The organism is Virgibacillus profundi (assembly GCF_002287375.1).
In the GTDB taxonomy this organism is placed as follows: domain Bacteria; phylum Bacillota; class Bacilli; order Bacillales; family Amphibacillaceae; genus Virgibacillus_K; species Virgibacillus_K profundi.
The window spans coordinates 166143-184455 of sequence record NZ_NPOA01000008.1 but is presented as its reverse complement, the minus strand read 5'-3'; the positions used below and the strand labels follow the sequence as shown (position 1 = coordinate 184455).

Annotated in this window: 20 protein-coding genes; 14 read left to right on the top strand and 6 right to left on the bottom strand. The window is 35.2% G+C overall.

The features are described 5' to 3' along the window. The first annotated feature begins 79 nt into the window (after positions 1–79). Both CIL05_RS13070 and CIL05_RS13065 read left to right on the top strand, forming a co-directional pair. Positions 80–439: a YlbF/YmcA family competence regulator gene (locus tag CIL05_RS13070; RefSeq protein WP_095655987.1), complete on the top strand. Its 360-nt coding sequence runs from the start codon at positions 80–82 to the stop codon at positions 437–439. A 228-nt stretch (positions 440–667) separates the two neighbouring features. Continuing rightward, a complete protein-coding gene (locus tag CIL05_RS13065) occupies positions 668–1438 on the top strand; it encodes an enoyl-CoA hydratase (protein WP_095655986.1) in 771 nt (256 codons plus the stop codon). A 50-nt stretch (positions 1439–1488) separates the two neighbouring features. On the opposite strand, the gene CIL05_RS13060 is transcribed toward CIL05_RS13065, so the two are convergent. Further along, on the bottom strand, positions 1489–1674 hold the full coding sequence (locus CIL05_RS13060; protein ID WP_095655985.1) for a YhzD family protein: 186 nt from the start codon (positions 1672–1674) through the stop codon (positions 1489–1491). A gap of 167 nt (positions 1675–1841) precedes the next feature. Between CIL05_RS13060 and CIL05_RS13055 the strand changes: the two genes are divergently transcribed. Genes CIL05_RS13055 through CIL05_RS13040 form a run of 4 tightly spaced genes read left to right on the top strand, consistent with a single transcriptional unit; the run spans position 1842 to position 4570 of the window. Next, positions 1842–2051, top strand: coding sequence for a helix-turn-helix transcriptional regulator (locus CIL05_RS13055; RefSeq protein ID WP_095655984.1), 210 nt, complete (start codon positions 1842–1844; stop codon positions 2049–2051). Beyond that, a complete protein-coding gene (locus CIL05_RS13050) occupies positions 2044–2370 on the top strand; it encodes a DUF2178 domain-containing protein (protein ID WP_095655983.1) in 327 nt (108 codons plus the stop codon). Before CIL05_RS13055 ends, CIL05_RS13050 begins: the two co-directional genes overlap by 8 nt. 57 nt (positions 2371–2427) lie before the next feature. Continuing rightward, positions 2428–3327 carry an ABC transporter ATP-binding protein gene (locus CIL05_RS13045; RefSeq protein ID WP_095655982.1) on the top strand — a complete coding sequence of 300 codons (900 nt, stop codon included), beginning with the start codon at positions 2428–2430 and terminating at the stop codon, positions 3325–3327. Beyond that, positions 3320–4570 carry an ABC transporter permease gene (locus CIL05_RS13040; protein WP_095655981.1) on the top strand — a complete coding sequence of 417 codons (1251 nt, stop codon included), beginning with the start codon at positions 3320–3322 and terminating at the stop codon, positions 4568–4570. The genes CIL05_RS13045 and CIL05_RS13040 overlap by 8 nt, the downstream gene beginning before the upstream one ends. An 89-nt stretch (positions 4571–4659) precedes the next feature. On the opposite strand, the gene CIL05_RS13035 is transcribed toward CIL05_RS13040, so the two are convergent. Next, the gene (locus CIL05_RS13035) at positions 4660–5535 is read right to left on the bottom strand and encodes an LCP family glycopolymer transferase (RefSeq protein ID WP_095655980.1); all 876 of its coding nucleotides are present in this window, start codon (positions 5533–5535) and stop codon (positions 4660–4662) included. Continuing rightward, the gene (locus CIL05_RS13030; protein ID WP_095655979.1) at positions 5528–6052 is read right to left on the bottom strand and encodes a sigma-70 family RNA polymerase sigma factor; all 525 of its coding nucleotides are present in this window, start codon (positions 6050–6052) and stop codon (positions 5528–5530) included. The genes CIL05_RS13035 and CIL05_RS13030 overlap by 8 nt, the downstream gene beginning before the upstream one ends. Before the next feature lie 266 nt (positions 6053–6318). Here CIL05_RS13030 and CIL05_RS13025 point away from each other — a divergent pair, with 266 nt between their 5' ends. From CIL05_RS13025 to CIL05_RS13005, 5 genes are all read left to right on the top strand, one after another. Then, positions 6319–7548: a metallophosphoesterase family protein gene (locus CIL05_RS13025; protein WP_095655978.1), complete on the top strand. Its 1230-nt coding sequence runs from the start codon at positions 6319–6321 to the stop codon at positions 7546–7548. Between the two features lie 10 nt (positions 7549–7558). After that, positions 7559–10531 (top strand): ATP-binding protein, encoded by a 2973-nt coding sequence (locus CIL05_RS13020; RefSeq protein ID WP_095655977.1) that lies wholly within the window; start codon positions 7559–7561, stop codon positions 10529–10531. A gap of 50 nt (positions 10532–10581) precedes the next feature. Then, entirely contained in the window at positions 10582–11130 is a 549-nt protein-coding gene (locus CIL05_RS13015) for a GbsR/MarR family transcriptional regulator (protein WP_240510190.1), read from the top strand. Between the two features lie 88 nt (positions 11131–11218). Further along, positions 11219–12166, top strand: a complete 948-nt coding sequence (yhaM, locus tag CIL05_RS13010) for a 3'-5' exoribonuclease YhaM (protein ID WP_095655975.1) — start codon at positions 11219–11221, stop codon at positions 12164–12166. 72 nt (positions 12167–12238) lie between these two features. Continuing rightward, positions 12239–12433, top strand: coding sequence for a sporulation YhaL family protein (locus CIL05_RS13005; RefSeq protein ID WP_095655974.1), 195 nt, complete (start codon positions 12239–12241; stop codon positions 12431–12433). A gap of 93 nt (positions 12434–12526) precedes the next feature. Here the strand turns inward: CIL05_RS13005 and CIL05_RS13000 are convergent, their stop codons facing one another. Both CIL05_RS13000 and CIL05_RS12990 read right to left on the bottom strand, forming a co-directional pair. Then, positions 12527–13414, bottom strand: coding sequence for a peptidylprolyl isomerase (locus tag CIL05_RS13000; RefSeq protein WP_095655973.1), 888 nt, complete (start codon positions 13412–13414; stop codon positions 12527–12529). Positions 13415–14318: 904 nt separating this feature from the next. Next, positions 14319–14864: a DUF3267 domain-containing protein gene (locus CIL05_RS12990; protein WP_095655971.1), complete on the bottom strand. Its 546-nt coding sequence runs from the start codon at positions 14862–14864 to the stop codon at positions 14319–14321. Positions 14865–14995: 131 nt separating this feature from the next. Between CIL05_RS12990 and CIL05_RS12985 the strand changes: the two genes are divergently transcribed. Further along, complete coding sequence (locus CIL05_RS12985) at positions 14996–15352, top strand: DUF1878 family protein (protein WP_240510189.1); 357 nt, start codon at positions 14996–14998, stop codon at positions 15350–15352. 17 nt (positions 15353–15369) lie between these two features. Here CIL05_RS12985 and CIL05_RS12980 read toward each other — a convergent pair whose 3' ends face one another. Further along, a complete protein-coding gene (locus CIL05_RS12980; protein WP_095655970.1) occupies positions 15370–15855 on the bottom strand; it encodes a GbsR/MarR family transcriptional regulator in 486 nt (161 codons plus the stop codon). A 359-nt stretch (positions 15856–16214) separates the two neighbouring features. Between CIL05_RS12980 and CIL05_RS12975 the strand changes: the two genes are divergently transcribed. Both CIL05_RS12975 and CIL05_RS12970 read left to right on the top strand, forming a co-directional pair. After that, complete coding sequence (locus tag CIL05_RS12975; protein WP_095655969.1) at positions 16215–17414, top strand: quaternary amine ABC transporter ATP-binding protein; 1200 nt, start codon at positions 16215–16217, stop codon at positions 17412–17414. Next, complete coding sequence (locus CIL05_RS12970; protein ID WP_095655968.1) at positions 17407–18264, top strand: ABC transporter permease; 858 nt, start codon at positions 17407–17409, stop codon at positions 18262–18264. Before CIL05_RS12975 ends, CIL05_RS12970 begins: the two co-directional genes overlap by 8 nt. The last annotated feature ends 49 nt before the right edge of the window (positions 18265–18313 follow it).

The following is an 18313-nucleotide window of genomic DNA, read 5'->3' as shown; positions in this document are numbered from 1 at the left end:
AGCATTTTTTGAAATGGTATACAGACTGGATTTCGTTTGTTATAGTATTTTTAGTAAAGAAATTTGAGGAGGTTGCATCTTGGCAAATATTTATGATAGTGCGTATGATTTGGAAAAAGCAATTCGTGGAAGTGAAGAATTTCAAAATTTAAAAGTTGCATATGAAGCAGTAATGAATGATGAGTCTGCTAAGCAAATGTTTGAAAATTTCCGTGATACACAAATGGAATTACAGGAAAAACAAATGCAAGGATTGGAAATTACTGAAGAGGAAGTTGAAAAAGCCCGTCAGGTAGTAGAGCTGGTTCAACAGCATCAGGACATTTCCAAGTTAATGGAAGAGGAACAAAGATTAAATCTGGTAATCAATGATGTAAGCCAAATTATTACCAAACCTCTTGAAGAACTTTATGGTGTTCCGGAAGAACCAACTGAATAAAAACACGTAATAAAAATTCCCGCAGCATTTATGCTGTGGTTTTTTTTATTTAAAATGGTTATTCATGGTGGGAATTTCTTTAAATAGGCAGATGTTTTTATTTTCGGGCTGATGTTCTTACTTTCGAGCTGATATCTCCGCTTCCCATCCTAATATTTTCATTTATTTGCAGGGTTTTTCTATTAAATATCGAAATTATATATAGAATGATAAAAGGAGACTTATTAAATGAAAACAGTATTACTTGAGAGTAGAAATAATATATCCTATATTTATTTAAATCGGGCAGAGCGTTATAATGCGTTAAATAAAGAGATGCTGGAAGAGTTGCTGCAGACACTGGAAACTGTTGAAAATAATGATGACAGAATTGTTATTTTAGCTGGAAAAGGAAATGCGTTCTGTGCAGGTGGGGATATTGGTATGATGACTGACTTCGCAGACAAAGCTTATTTTGATGAAGTAATGACAACAATTGGAAAAATCGCTGTAAAACTATATATGATGCCTAAAATCGTAATTTCAGCAATTCAGGGATCTGCGGCAGGTTTGGGATTAAGCATAGCATTAACAGCAGACTTTGTAATTGCTCAGAACGAATCAAAATTAGGAATGCTATTCATCGGGATAGGCCTAGCTCCGGATGGAGGGGGACACTTCTTTTTAAAAGAGCGGCTTGGTATAAATAAAGCAAAACAATTTACATGGGGCTTGAAACAAGTCCAAGGGCCAGAGGCAAAGAAGATGGGATTAGTCGATATTCTTACCGAAAAACAAGTAGTGGAACAAGGCACTGAACTAGCACAGCAACTTTTAGCCACTCCGCTGATAGCGATGCTAAAAACGAAGATGATGTACCATTCAAAACAAAAGGAAACATTGGAATATTATTTAGCAGAAGAACAGAAAACACAGTGGGAATTGAGGAATACAGAAGATCATCAGGAGGGAGTACGGGCATTTTTAGAAAAAAGAAAACCCGAATTTAAAGGGAAATAAATCTAAAGTAGAAAAGCGACTTCATCTAAAATTAAATGAAGTCGCTTTTATTATCTATGGAATAAAATTAGTTTTGCATCAGCTGTTACACAGCGATGGGTATGTTCACTGTAACCCTCATCCTCCAAACGGGCTTTACCAATTTCTTTTGCCTCATCATCATTGTTTGCAGTAAATGATTCGTCTAATAATTTTTCGCCAGTTTGAGCGAATACAGTTAATGCATAAGTTTTCATCATTGTTCCTCCTTAATTCCTAAACTTGCCTACAGTATATATTCTCGATAAGTGAAAAAAATCCTGCAAAATAACTAAAAAAGTTGCGTACAGTCCACTTGACATTCAGGTTGATGTAAAGTAGACTGTACGTAAAGTCAACTTAACTATGAAGTGTAGGAGATAATATGAAAACGTTAATTCGGGAAAAGCGAACAGCAATGAATATTACGCAGGAAGAATTATCGCATCGATTAAAAGTTTCAAGGCAGACAATTATTTCACTTGAGAAAGGTAAATATAAGCCTTCATTGATTCTGGCACATAAACTTTCTCAGGTTTTTGAATGTGCAATAGAAGAATTATTTATTTTTGAAGGAGATGAGAATATTGAGTGAAGGGTTTTTAGAAAACTGGGCTGGGTTATTGGGTCCAATAGCTGCAGGAATTGTCTTGATCATTACATTTTTAATTAATCGTCGTATTGGGAAAAAGAAGAATTTGTTTGATGAGCGTTATCAGCAGAAAACCAACAGATTCAAGGCAAGATCATGGGACGTGATGCAGGTTGTATACTTTATCGCCTGGTTTCCAGTAATTATTTTTGATGGAATATCATTCAGTTTTTTCCTGCTTACAGCTCTTTTTGTATTTCATAATTTAACTGCAATCATTACAAGTTTTTATATTTCAGCAAAAGAAGAAGATTATAATTAAAAAAATGAAACACTCATCTATTTTGAACGTATTACATGGAGGAGAGGGGAATGAAAATTGACATTACTTTTAAAAGACGTTACGAAACGATTTGGACAGCACACTGCTGTTGATCATCTTTCACTTGAAATACCGACACAGGAAATGTTCGGATTTTTAGGTGGAAATGGGGCAGGAAAAACTACAACATTCCGGATGATTCTCGGTCTGCTGGATGTTACAGAAGGCGAAATATCCTGGAATGGGGACACCATCAATTATGATAAGAGCCATTTAATTGGATATTTACCTGAAGAAAGAGGGCTGTATCCGAAGCTTACGGTGAAAGATCAAATTGTTTATTTGGGAAAATTGCGTGGGATGAAAAAAAGTGAAGCCTTAGTAGAGCTTGAAGCATGGCTTAAACGACTTAAAGTACCTGAATATATGAATAAAAAAGTAGAAGAACTTTCGAAAGGGAATCAGCAAAAAATCCAATTTATTTCAGCTGTTATTCATAAACCGGAATTATTAATTTTGGATGAGCCCTTTTCCGGACTTGACCCGATTAATGTTGAGTTGCTGAAAGAGGCTGTTGTGGACTTGAAAGAGCAGGGTACTTCCATCGTATTTTCCTCACATCAGATGGATCATGTAGAGGAATTATGTAAGCATTTATGCATATTACATAAAGGGAACCCAGTTGTTCAAGGCCCATTACGTGATATTAAACAATCCTTTGGGAAGAAAAATCTTGTTATCCATGCAGATTTTCCATTGGAATTTTTAAAAGAATACCCTGGTGTTATACGCTATAAAAAGGTTATGGAAGGCTGTGAGCTTCAGATTGAAAATGAAGCAGTTTCTCAGGATATATTTACAGCATTGCCAGGAAAAGGGTTTATTCGTAAATTTGATCTGGAAGAGCCATCATTAAATGATATCTTTATCGAGAAAGTAGGTGCCTCCTATGAATAAGTTTTGGATTATGCTGTCACATACCTACATGACACGTCTTAAAACAAAATCATTTCTCATTAGTACGATCATCACCCTGGTATTTATTGTTGGGCTTGCAAATTTCCAGACAATTATTGAAGCATTTGATGATGGTGAAGATAAAATTGCTGTTATTGATGAATCAAATGAGTTGTTTGAAACCTATAAGCAAAGTGTTGAAGGTGTAAATGAAGAGATGGAAATAGTCGCTTATGATGGAACAGAGGAAGAGGGAAAAGCAGCAGTTCAGGAAGAAGACTATAAGGCGCTTATTGTATTATCGACGAATGAAAGTCAATTGCCGGAAGCTTCCTATTATGCCAATACAATCTCAGACAGCAGCAATCAGCAGCTGCTATCACAGCAGTTGCAGCAATTAAAGGTAGCAATAGCAACACAGCAGGCAGGGGTTGATGAAGCGGCTCTGGCCGATATTTATGCACCGGTTACTTTCGAGACCACTGCCTTGGATGAGGCAGCGAAATCTCAGGAAGAACTCAGCCAGGCGAGAGGCATTGTTTATGTCATGCTTTTTCTATTGTATATGACTGTTATGATGTATGGTCAGATGATAGCCATGGAAATAGCAAATGAGAAATCATCACGGGTAATGGAAATATTAGTGTCCAGTGCCTCACCGGTTACACATATGTTTGCAAAGATTTTTGGTATCGCATTACTAGGATTAACTCAGGTCACTTTATTTGTTGGGGTTGGCTACTATTTCATTACAACAAAACAGGATGAGTTAACCGGTGGATTCTTTGAAATCTTTGGAATCCAAGACACATCACCATCCATTTATATTTTTGCAATCATCTTTTTCATCCTGGGATATTTACTATATGCAACACTTGCTGCAATGCTTGGATCACTTGTAAGCAGAGTGGAAGACGCACAGCAGATGATTATGCCGATGATATTCTTAATACTTATTGCCTTTTTCATCGCAATGTTTGGTATTGGAATGCCGGACTCAACACTAGTTGTGGTAAGCTCCTATATTCCATTTTTCACACCAATGGTAATGTTCCTGCGTGTCGGAATGCTTGATGTTCCCATTTGGGAGATTGCGTTATCCATTGGTATCATGATCGCAACAATTATTCTTTTGGCCATTATTGGTGCAAGAGTATATAAAGGCGGCGTTCTGATGTATGGACGTTCAAGCTCCTTTAAGGATTTGAAAAAAGCAATGGCATTATCGAAAAAGGATAAATAGTATTATGTAAAAAAACGCTTGGGTCAGATCCAAGCGTTTTTTATTTACCCATAATGTTGTATATCTGCAATTTGTGGAGATTCATCTTACTATTCTCCATTCAAATGCTGCTTTAAAGTAGTTGAGGTCTTTTCTAATAGGTTTTGATTAACCTTCCAGTAATAGATACCGTTAATTGTTTCTGTTACCCCTTTTTCCATATCAATCACCTGAATGGATTCCGAGTTATTGTTCTTCATTTGATTCAACATATCACTTGGAATATTAGTATCACTTTCTTCTAGTAGTTTTTTAATTTGTGAAAAAGATAAACGTTCTTTTATAAAGTCTCCAATTTCGTTTATTGTATAACGATTATCCCTAGCTTCATCTTTACTAATTCCTAATTCTGTGTATATATCTTCTTCCGGAATTACTGAATAATAATCAATAGAAATATCAAAAAGATTTGATACTGTTGTCACTACTGGTTCAGGGGTTGAATTTAAAGCAGATGCATGTGTCAACTTATCCTCACGAATCCCTTCTCCGTCTGAATTAAATATTTTAACAAGCGTATCACGAGGAATCGGTACTAATTTCATACTGTTGTCACCACTGTTATAAGTCAATAAAATATTAATCGTGCTTCTGTTATTAATATCATAAGATTCTTCACCTAATAGTAAGGCTGAAAAAGATATACCTTCTTGTTGAGATGCTTGTTGTTTATCTGGATTATCCTGACTTATTTCACTGCCTGAATATAGGTTCGGTAAAAGTAAGCCAACTGCTAGAATTAACACCATTACAGTACCTAATATGGGAGCAACATAACGTTTGCCAATAAGGAAAAAAGTATTGTTTTGTTTTTTATTATTATTTTCTTGAATTTTTTTAAAGGTTTCTGTCCTGTCCTCTTTAGTAAAAGTTAAATCATCATCATCTAAAAACGAAGAATTTTGCTTATTAAACTTGTTATCCATAAATATCAGCCTCCTCAAGTAATATTTTCAGTCTTTGTTTTGCTCTCCTAAGCCTTGTTTTAACCGTATTTAGATTCAGATCTGTAACTTCTGCAATTTCAATGATCGTTAAGGACTTGTAATAATATAAATAAATAACTTCTCTGTAATTTTTGGGCAAGGAAAATATAATATCTTTCATTTCTTTAGATTCTGATTCATTTATTACTTTATCTTCTGTTAAAGGTAAAATGGATTTAACAGTACTAGCCAAAACATCTTTAGTCTGCACTTTCCTGTAATGCCAACTTTTTAAATAATCCTTGCACTGATTGATTGTAATTCTGTATAGCCACGTTTTTATCGTAGAATCATAGCGGAATTTATCTAAGTTTTCATAGCATTTGATAAAGGTGTTCTGAACCATATCTTTAGCAGTTTCTTTGTCCTTGACGTAATTGAATGCAAGTCTAACTAAATCACTTCCATGTTCTATCATAATTTCTTCTAATATATCTTCTTTCCTTTCTTTGTCCATAACTCCCCCTCTTTTCCAATTTGTTATTGTGATTTGCCAGTTTGACGATAGTCTAACTAAAATAGTTTCAAGTTTCTTTCGTATTATTTTTAACTCATAACTGCCAGATGTTTAAACCAACTGCTAAGTAAAAAAATAAGCATTATATACAAGATAACGGAACATCGGAAATAATGCTCAATTTCTATGTATTCTATTTTAAAAATCTATAGAACGTGCATTCTGTAAGTCTGTTTGCTAAAATAGGGTTGAGTGGGGTGATAGATATGGAAAATCAAATTTCATTTATTCATGCAGCTGATTTGCATTTGGATAGTCCATTTAAAGGATTGGCAAATCTTCCGGAACATATTTTTCAGGATATCCGTGAAAGTACATTCACTGCTCTTGACCGGCTGGTAAAAACAGCGATAGCCAAAAAAGTGGACTTTGTACTTATTTCAGGGGATTTATTTGATAATGAAAAGCAAAGTTTAAAGGCGCAGATTCGTTTACGTCACGCATTTGAATCATTAAAAGAATATCATATTAATGTTTATTTATCCTATGGGAATCACGATTATATTAAAGGAAATATCCACCCGGTTACCTATCCGGATAATGTATTTATTTTTCCTGACGAAAAGATAAGCCAATTTACATACATAACAGATGAAAAACAAATGGCGGCTATCTATGGTTTCAGTTATGAAAATCGGGCTGTTTTAGCAAATAAAGCTCTGGAATATCAAATTACAGAACATCATATTCCTTTTCATATTGCATTATTGCATGGGAGTATTGCGAGCAATACACAGCATGATGTATATGCACCGTTTCAACTTAGTGATTTAGTCAACAGAAATTTTGATTACTGGGCATTGGGACATATACATCAACGTGAAATTTTAAAAGAAGATCCGCCGGTTGTATATCCTGGAAATATTCAGGGGCGTAATCGAAAAGAAATTGGTGAAAAAGGCTGTTACCATGTCATATTATCGGAAATAAATACAGAAATGACCTTTATTCCACTTCAGGCAATCCAGTTTCAAACAATAACAATTGATGTATCGGCATGTTTGGAGGTACATCAAATTGAATTAAAAATAGAAGCAGTGTTAAAGGGGCAACAGTCGCAAATACAACCACAGTTAATTCAATTAACACTTGTAAGTGATAGCCCAACCTTAAAACAGTGGGATCGGGAAAGTTATTTGGAAGATATTATTGAACTGGTGAATGAATCCTTCATTCATCATGAAAATTGGAGCTATATATTTAAATATACGATACAGATGAAAAATTCCAGTCTCGATCAAAGCATATACAAAGGCGAACATTTTATCGGGGAGCTGGCACAGCATTTTGAACAAGCGTCAATCCAACCTTTTATTAAAGAATTATACCATCAAAAGCAGGTACGAAAATATATTGATCCACTGACTAAGGAAGAAGAACAGACAATTAAACAGGAAGCACAGCAAATGTTGCTAGCTGAGCTTTTAAAGGACTAGAGGTGATTATATGAAGCTCATACATGCAAGAATCCATGGCTTCGGAAAATGGGTGGATGATGAGATTGATTTATCAGGAGAGCGCGCCATATGTATTTACGGTGAAAACGAATCAGGGAAATCAACCTTACAGAAATTCATTTTATTTATGTTATTTGGACTGCCGCCAAAGCAGCGCAGTTTCTATCGTCCAAAAACAAGCGGAAAAATGGGTGGGAGGCTTCGTATTTATGATCCATCCGTAGGCAATTATACAATAGAGCGGTTTGATGAGGTACGAAATGGTGCAGCAATCTGCTATGGTCCAGGCGGACATGAATACGGTGAAGACTGGCTGAAGGAACGTTTAAAAGGGATGACAGATAAAACATATCAGGCAATTTTTTCTTTTTCAGCCTCTGATTTAAATTCGCTAAAGGATATGAAAGAGGATGATCTGGGAGAAGTGCTTCTGGGAATCGGTTTAACAGGATCAACTAATATTTATGCAATCGAGAAAAGACTGGATACCAGGATCGGCGAATTATTTAAACCATATGGAAAAAAACCTGCAATTAATCAACAGTTGCAAACCTTAAATGAATTATTTACATCATTACATAATTTTAAGGCAGACGAAGCAACTTACCGGAAAAAACAAGCAGAGAAAATTAGTTTAACAAAAGAAATCACTGAGCTAAAAGGAGAACTTCAGCAGGAAAAGGAAATTTTATTTTCAATAGAAAGACAGCAGCAGGCATTACCGATTATTCATGACTATCATGATTACACAAGTCAATTGGCCAAGTACCCTTCTGAAATCACTTTCCCTGAAAATGGCATAGACCGAATGGAAAAACTGAAAGATCAGCTTCTGCCCCTGGAAAGTGAGTTTTCTGTTCTGACGGATAATCAGGAAAAATATATGGAAAGAAAAGCAAACATCCAAACAGAAACAGATGATATATCCATTTATCATAAGACTGAAGAAATTACATTAAAAAAACAACACTATGAAGAAAGACAAAATGAATTGGAAAAAGTCCAAAGAACAGCGGATAAACTGGAAGCACAAATAAAATCAGAAATAAATCAGCTGAATATCGGTATAATGGCAGAGGAATTAAATAGAATATCCTTTCCTTTTCATCTTGAAAAAACGTGGAATCAGATAAAAGGAAATAATGATCAATTGGAATTGGAAAAGGATCAATTAGAGCAGGAGCAAAATCAGTTAAAGCAACAACGGAATTATTTATTAAATCAGATGGACCAATTGACGGATGGTTTATTAACTGATGAGCACAGAAGTAAACTGGAGGAAAGGATTAATGAACATAAAGAATATGACCTGTTAAGCAAATTACAATCAGAGTCACATCATAAACAAAAGGAATGGGAAAAAAACAAGGCAACAAAGATAAAAACGTCCACATTTACATTAGTTGGAAGTATTATTCTTGCTTTACTTGTTGGAACTATTTCAGTTGTTTCAGAAATAACCTGGATGCTCAGCTTAACGGCAATTTTATTAGCTATAGGAATAGGGCAGTGGATTTGGAGCAAAAGATCGGTAGCGGAAATGGAAACATTACTAACTCGTGAAAGCTTCATGCCTTCTGACGTTAGTCAACAAACCCCTGTTGAAAGAGAAGAAGCTGAAAGATTACTGGCATTACATCATAGGCGTTCAAATGAATTAGCCTCACTTGAAGAACAATCGAAATCAATTGATATTCAATTAATTAAATGGAAAGAGAAGCAAAAAGTACTGATAGATAAAGAAAGTCGTCTTCAAACACTAATAGAAGAACAACAGGAAATCTATCCTTTTCTGAGACAGATGGCTATTTTTTATTGGCCGGAACTCTTTCACAGTATGAAGCATCTTCTGCGTTTAGTTCAGGAGCAGAGAGAGAATCAGCAAATATATGAACAATTAAAAGAGCAGCAGGAGATATTCCATGTTGATGTAAACAGGTTTTTTCAAGAAAGAAGTTGGGAATTAGGTAATAAACAGTTGGAAATTCAGCTAAAAGAAATAGAAGATTATCAGGAAAACTATAAAAATAAGCTTGGACAATTAGACCAATATAAACATATACTTGCAGAAAACAGTGAACAACAGCAGGAAATAAAACAAAAAATGAAGACATATGAAATTGAACTTGCAGCATTACTTAAGCATGCGGATGTGGATACAGAGGATGAATTTTATAGGAAAGCAAATCAATTAACGACAAAATTGGAAGTAGAGGAAGCAAGGAAAAAAGTTTATCGTCAGCTCATGGCAATTTTCCCACCGGATATTTGGCAACAATTAGTTGATGATCAACCTGATGAAAGTACGCTTGAAATGAAACACCAGCAATCGCTGGGGAAGATTGAAACAATCGAAAAAGATATAGAACAAATAAGGCAAACCCATGCAGATCTCCATGCAGACCTCCTGAAGATGGAGTCATCAGAATCCCATTCGAGGACGATTCACCAATTTGAGATGGAGCAAGAGCAGCTGAATAAGCTTGCTAAAGATTGGGCTGTTCTAAAAACTGCGAAGGAAATGCTCGTAGAAACAAAGCGTAATTATAGAGAAAAATATTTATCCAAAGTTATTGAAAAGACCTCCTATTATTTTAGGGAATTAACTGGCAGTGCATATCAAGCAGTGTATGCACCTACTGAAAATAAACCTTTTCAGGTGGAAACAGAGGATAATTTACGATACACTGTTAATGAATTATCACAAGGGACAATGGATCAATTATATATTTCATTACGTTTTGCGATAAGTGAAATTATGAGTGAAAAATATCGATTGCCCTTTATCATTGATGATGGTTTTGTACACTTTGATGCTATTCGTACCAATCAAATGATGGGTATCGTTGAAGAAATCGCTAAAAAACAGCAGGTAATTTTATTTACTTGTAAAAAAGAAGTTGCAGAAGCTTCAAAAAATGTTGAAATCATCCATTTGCGAAGTTCCATTCGCATTAATTGATAAATAATGATAAACTATTTTCAGATTAAATGCAGTTGGAGGGACATCCATTGCCAGAAGAAAATGTATCAAAAGACTGGGAAAGTTACGATCGAACCATTGAAAAGTTTATACAGGTTATTGCAAAAAACATGAATTTATATGGTATTACATCCTCTGTGGGTCGTTTATATGGTGTATTGTATTTTTCGGATGATCCGATGACACTGGATGATATGCGGGACGCCTTGGAAATGAGTAAGACAAGTATGTCAACAGGTGTCAGAGCGCTATCTGACATGAAAATGGTTGAGTCAACATTTAAAAGAGGGATTCGCAAAGATTTGTATGAGTCAGAGGAAGACTGGTATAAATCCTTCACTTCATTATTTGGAAACCGTTGGCGACAGCAGACGGAAACGAATATTGAAGAAGCTGAGGAAACATTGGAAAAACTGGAAGCATTGCAGCAAAGCACCACAGATGAGGAACTGAAAACTAAGATTAATACAGATTTGGAACGTCTTTATTATGCAAAAAATTATTATGTATGGTTAATGAAATTCATCAGAGTTATGGAATCAGGGGAAATTTTTAATTATATTCCAAAAAACAAATAACAACAAGAGATTGACAGTAAAATATGGCTTGGATTTAAAGGCATGTTGTAGTCAGTCTCTTTTTTATTTTAGGTAGGGGGAGAAAATCATGAACAAAGGTATAGGTTATGCCAACGTAGGTGATGCAATTGATAGTTTCATGCTAATTAAAGATGCTGCTAAAGGTGTTGCCAGTAATGGAAAACCATTTTTAACATTAATTCTGCGTGATGCTACAGGAGAAATTGAAGCAAAGCTGTGGGATGCTTCAAAAGAAGATGAAACAGTATTCATCCCGGAACAAATTATTAAGCTGGCAGGTGAAGTGAATCAATTTCGAGGAAAATCGCAATTAAAAATACTTTCCGTTCGCCCGGCACAACCAACAGATGGCGTGCACATAACTGATTTTGTTGAAAAAGCTCCTGTTGAAAAGGAAGTTTTAACAGAAAAGCTGACAGAAGTTATTTTTGAAATGAAAAATCCTACACTTCAAAGAATTGTTAGGGCCTTTATTAAAAAATACCAGGAGGCACTATTAACATATCCTGCTGCCACAAGAAATCATCATGAATATGTTTCGGGATTGGCACATCATATTGTAAGCATGCTGCAGATAGCGAGGGAATTACATAAATTGTATCCTGAGCTTAATAAAGATTTATTGTACGCAGGCATCATTCTGCATGACCTTGGAAAGATAAGGGAATTGTCTGGTGTAATTACAACTTCGTATACGATAGAAGGTAAGCTGCTTGGTCATATACCAATGATGGTTGAAGAAATAGGTCTCATGGCAAAAGAACTGCAAATCGAAGGGGAAGAAGTATTGATATTGCAGCATTTAATATTAAGTCATCATGGAAAGGCGGAATGGGGAAGTCCGAAACCGCCGTTAGTCAGGGAAGCTGAATTATTACATTTGATAGATTTAATCGATGCAAAAATGAATATGCTGAACCGTGCGCTTGATAAAGTGAAGCCTGGTGAATTTACGGAGCGGTTATTTGCAATGGATAATCGTGCATTTTATAAGCCACTATTTGAAGAAAATTAAGCTTTAGTTATTTTTTAAACCCCTTGTACATATATATATGATAGAGATGATGGGACAAGGGAGGCTAAAAAAATGATAGCTGGAGTGCCTTGGTGGGTTTTCGTATTGATACTTTTTATCTTCCTAAGTGGTTACATGGCATTTAGAGCAATGCAGGCGGAAAGAAGGCTGGAGCAGCAGTTTATTGAACGGGAAGGCAGGGTATATATGGATCGAATAGAGGCTGATCGAGAACTGAAAGAGGGTAGTAAGGAGCGCATGTCATAATAGGTTAAACCACGTGGTTTGGTTGATACAATTAAATTCTCTTAAAAAAAGAGGCTGATGCATACAATGTATGTTTCAGCCTCTTTTAGTATTTTATCCTTGTGCTTCAGTTTCTTCTTTTTCTTCCTGTTCAAACATATTTTCCAAACCGTCAACATTTACATCAATGTCTGCATCTTTTATAAGCCCGTCCATTTTTTCCTGAACTTTTGCAACATCCATTCTTTCATTCAATAATTCACGGCGGATATCATCTTTTACTTCTTCATAGTCAGTAGGTTCTTCTACCTGGCGCTTATCATTCAATTTGATGATATGAAAGCCGAATTGTGATTGTACTGGGTCACTTACTTCATCCGGTTTCATACTGAAAGCAACTTCCTCAAATTCAGGTACCATTTTTCCTTTTTGGAAATAACCAAGATCTCCACCTTGTTCAGCTGATTCATCAGTGGAATATTCTTTTGCCAACTCTGCAAAATCTCCACCTTCATCCAATTTATTTTTAACTTCATTTGCTGTTTCTTCATCTTCCACTAAAATATGCTGTGCTTTGATTTCAGTATTGTTTTCTTCATGTCTTTCTTTAATATCTTCTTCTGGAATTTCGATATCCTCTGCAATTGCAGCTTCCTGGAGAAGACTTAAATGAACGATATTCCGATATGTTTCCTCATCTCCCAGACCTTGAGATTGCAGAGCCTGTTCAAATTGGTCACCTAATTGATCCTTCGTTTTTTGTACTTCAGCATCAACCTGCTCTTCAGTTACTTCATATTTGTCTGATAATACTTCTTTTGTTACTAATTCTTGAAGAACTGCCTCACCATGTCTATCTACTAACGTCTGATAAAATTCATCTTTTGAAATGTCTCCTGCTTTTGTTTCAACTACCGCTTCCGAATCGGCATCATCCGAGCTGCATGCAGCTAAACCAAGGACACTGGCTGTAAGCGTTACAGCAATTGCGAATTTTTTCATTTATGAACACTCCTAATCTGATGTAGCTTATATTTCACATTGATAAATATAACACATAATAGTAGTAAAAAAACAGTCAAATGTATAATTAAACCATTGCGTTTAATACTCGAAGATATGAGCACACCAATAGTATAACAATAATGATATTTATTACCCGGAAAAATTTATTCTGTTTTAATGCTTCCATCTCCATTTTTAAACAGAATTTATGTGTCATAAAGTTAAAAATCAATAAAATAACAAATGCGTAAACAATAAAGAATATATTCAAACCAACACCCTCCTTAGGTAAGGATCTCACAGTATTGATAATAAAATGTGATACTAATTACTGTATCAAAAGATTAGGACTCTGAACAGTGTTGTTTTAAAAAAATAAGGCTTTTTTAAAAAAGAGTGGGACTAGAACTGCTCATCCCACCGAAAATTTGTTGTTTTTTTCACAAAAGAATGAAAGGCGACGTATGCGCTTGGTTGTTTTCCGCTGCGGACCGTTGCGGACCTTAGGGCACGGCTTCAGCTTCCTCGAGAAACCCACTCTGCGGGGTCTTCAGACACGTGCTTTTCCCGCAGGAGTCAACGGTCCTCCGCTCCAAACAACCGCCAAAATGTGCAAGTACTATTTGTTTAAATTAACCAACAACTTTTTAAAAAGTCGATAATGCACTATCCCAGCGGAGGAAACACATGTAGACTCCAGCGGGAGGCTCACCAGCCACTCGCGGAAAGCGTAATGTGTTTCCGGAGCGCTGAATTAGCACCCATCTTCTAAAGACAGGGAAGAAAAGAAATCACACTAAAGTTACGTAGTACTTTACACCCTACGCGAAAATTAAATAACAATAAAACTTACAAAAGTAACCCAAAATAAAAGGATCTGGTTTTCCAGATCCTGATTATGCTATCCGCGAGCTTTCAGTAATATATCAATTCCATTATTTCTATTTTCAATAAAAGCTTTTTTAGGAGCTTTGATAATATGAATAGCATATAAAAAATCAATAAAAGAAATTCCAATATGAATGGATGTAAATAGTAATAGATAGAAATAAAAGTCTGCATATATATAGCTTGCTGCAATGCCTGGTATTGTGATTAAAAAGGTTGGGGCAAGCGCAACAATTAGAGAAACTTTTTTTGTTAGATGATTTTTCGTATAATAGTTAAAAACAGGTAAAAATTTAATTTTTGTCTGATAAAATACTTTTACTCGTTTATTCATGATGATTAGTGGTAAAATATGCATGAAAGAATGAAATGAAGGTAACAGCAATAAGGCTATCATCAATGGTAAAAAACCTGCTTCATTTACATTATTTGATTGTTGTGCAATAGAAATCGGTACATAGAGAAAAATAAATGCCAACAGACCGATCAAGAATGATACAAGCTTGATTCGATTATGCCCAAATTCCTTATTAAAATTGATTGATTTCCAGCAATTCATTTTGATCCCTCCAGGTACTATTTCTTGTGCTTCTTTAGAGCACCTCAAGAATAATAGTACGTTTAGGGAGAAAAATCAATAGTTTTCTAATAAAGATTATTTAACTTACTTACTAATGGAGGGGAATTGGATTGAAAGCTATAAATAATAACGATATTTCATCCTTTCACATACAATTACTTTCCAAAATTATGGATATGGAACAGTATCCGCTAATTAAGCTCATAATAGAAAATAACATTACTAAAGAAGAATACAATGAATTATTAAATATGCTGGAAATGCTGAATGAAAGCTATGAATCGCAAAAAGAAGAGGGTTTTATGGACTTCACCTCATTACTAATACATTTTGCAGGAATGTTGAATGAAAAGTTGAATCCTAATCAGATGATTTGTGCATTAAAAAAAGAAGGATACTATCCCTCTTTGATGGATGAATTTGCGAAAGTAATTAAACGTGACAGAGAAGATTCAAAACGAAGATGATAAAATATAGAGCTTAATTAATCTTGTTTCATATCTCTGAATAATGCTTCCATATCACTATGGAATTTTACGATATTTTTTAAACGATCTTCCAGGATCTTTTGATTTTCCGATGGTTTTTCTTTAGCCTGCTGTTTGATCAATTCGTCAATTTCCGTTAATGATTCTTTTTGTAGATTTGTACTTTCTATCCATTTATTAATATACCAATTCATAAAGGATTTAAATAATTGATTATTTGCTTGATATAAATCCTTTCTTACCCCTTTTTTCCACACTTTTGTTACGAGGTTAACGTCAGATAATGTTCGTACACTTGTACTCATGGATGTTTTACTCTTACCTAAAGCTTCACTCATCTCATCTAATGTCAAAGGTTTCTCTGATAAGTATAAATAAGCGAATAAACGCGATTCCAATGGACTTAAGTTAAACATTTCCAGTGTTTTAGAGAATTCGATAATTATTTTATTGGTTAGTTTCTCATTTTCTGCTTCGTGCATAAAATCCTCCTACCCCTTTATTATATCAAGGTTACACCAAAAATGTTTATTTTAAAAATAGGCAGTTTGACAGTATTTCAAAGTAAATGGAAGGAAATCAAAGTTAAATGTTTATTTAGTGTGTACAGTATAAACTGTATGTAAAATATAAACAAAATCAGCGAGATTTAATGTTTGAATTGTTCGTTCTAAAAGTTTATAGTATTAAAGTAGATGAATGCTGTGCGGATGAAATAATTGATTTATACTGCTTTAACAGATTCATGTATAACTGTACGTAATTAATCTGATTATAAAGTAGTAAGACTAAAATCATAATTCATTAGAATGGTTATAATTGAAAAAAAGAGGTGGAAGATGTGCCGGTAATTGAGGCTAAAAATTTATCAAAGGTATTTGGAAAAAACCCAAAACATGCTTTGAAGCTGTTAGATAAAGGGTTGTCCAAAGAAGCAATATTAAAAGAAGCTGGTAATACAGTTGGGGTTAATCGAGCTTCATTTTCAGTTGAAGCAGGAGAGATATTTGTCATTATGGGCTTATCCGGTAGTGGTAAGTCTACATTGGTGCGATTGATTAATAGATTAATTGAACCAACAGAAGGCAGCATTCTCATTGATGGAGAAGATCTTGCAAGGATGGATAAAAAGTCCTTGCGCAGGGTTCGAAGAGAAAAAATGAGTATGGTATTTCAGAAGTTTGCTTTATTTCCGCTTCGCACTATTTTAGAAAATGCAGAGTTTGGTTTGGAAGTTCAAAATGCACCAAAAGAAGAACGCAGGAAAAAAGCTGAAAAAGCTCTGGAAATGGTTGGGCTGGCGGGATATATTCATCAAAAACCAGGTCAGTTATCCGGTGGGATGCAGCAACGTGTTGGGCTTGCACGTGCATTAGCTAACGACCCGGAAGTTCTGTTAATGGATGAGGCATTCTCAGCATTAGATCCGCTTATCCGAAAAGAGATGCAGGATGAGCTTATTGATTTGCAATCGTCTATGAGAAAAACAATTATTTTCATTACACATGATTTGGACGAAGCATTGCGTCTTGGTGACCGGATTGCACTGATGAAAGATGGATCCATTGTGCAAATTGGAACACCGGAGGAAATCTTGGTAAATCCGGCAAATGATTATGTTGAGAGATTTGTGGAAGATGTTGACAGATCCAAGGTACTGACTGCACAGCATATTATGAAACGCCCTGAAACTGTTAATATTGAAAAACACGGTCCAAGGGTTGCGCTTGAACGGATGCGTGAGGAAGGTCTGTCGAGCATGTATGTTGTTGACAGCAAACGGAATTTAAAAGGATATATTACCGCAGACGATGCTTCTGCAGCGAGAAAAAATGAAATTGGAAATTTGGAAGAAATATTAAAAAATGATATTCCAAGAGTAGATAAAGAGACCTCTATGCATGAGATTTTCAATATTATTCATGACTCACCGATTCCGGTTGCAGTTATAGAGGATGGCAAGTTGCTTGGTATCATTGTACGTGGTTCTGTAATTGCAGCACTTGCAGGAGACGCGGAGGTGAATATAGAAAATGCTTAATAGTATGTTAGAATTTGTACCGCGAATACCAATTGCTGAAGGAACAGAATGGGTTACTGAATGGTTGAAAGAGAAATTTTCTGTTCTATTTGACCCAATTAAAGAACATCTTGGAAATTTCATGGAATTTATGTCTGAAGATGTACTGATGTTAATCCCTCCTATTATTTTTATCATTGCAGTTGCATTAATTGCATTTTTTATCAGTGGTAAGAAATTAGGTTTGGCTGCATTTTCAATAGTAGGTCTTTGGCTGATATACAATCAGGGCTATTGGGATCATCTGATGAATACAGTTACGTTAGTAATTATTGCGAGTTTACTATCTGTAATTATCGGCGTTCCTTTTGGGATATTAATGGCTAAAAGTAAAATTGCTGAGGCAATCATTACACCAATCCTCGATTTTATGCAGACAATGCCGGCATTTGTTTATTTAATTCCTGCCGTTGCATTCTTCGGTATTGGTATGGTACCAGGTGTATTTGCATCACTCATATTCGCAACACCGCCTACGGTTCGTTTTACGAATCTGGGTATTCGACAGGTTTCCAAGGAATTAGTTGAAGCCTCAGACGCATTTGGTAGTACAGGAGCACAAAAATTATTTAAAGTGCAGCTTCCAATGGCTAAAGCTACTATTATGGCTGGAATTAACCAAACAGTAATGCTTTCATTATCAATGGTAGTTATTGCATCCATGATTGGTGCGCCGGGACTTGGAAGAGAGGTTCTATCCTCACTACAGCGTTCAAATGTGGGAACAGGTTTCGTTGCAGGTGTAGGAATTGTAATATTAGCGATTATTATTGATCGTTTTACACAGAATATGAATAAGAAGAAGGCTTAATTAATTTGTTGGTACCTTTTCAAAATGAAAAGTTTTCCATATAGTGATG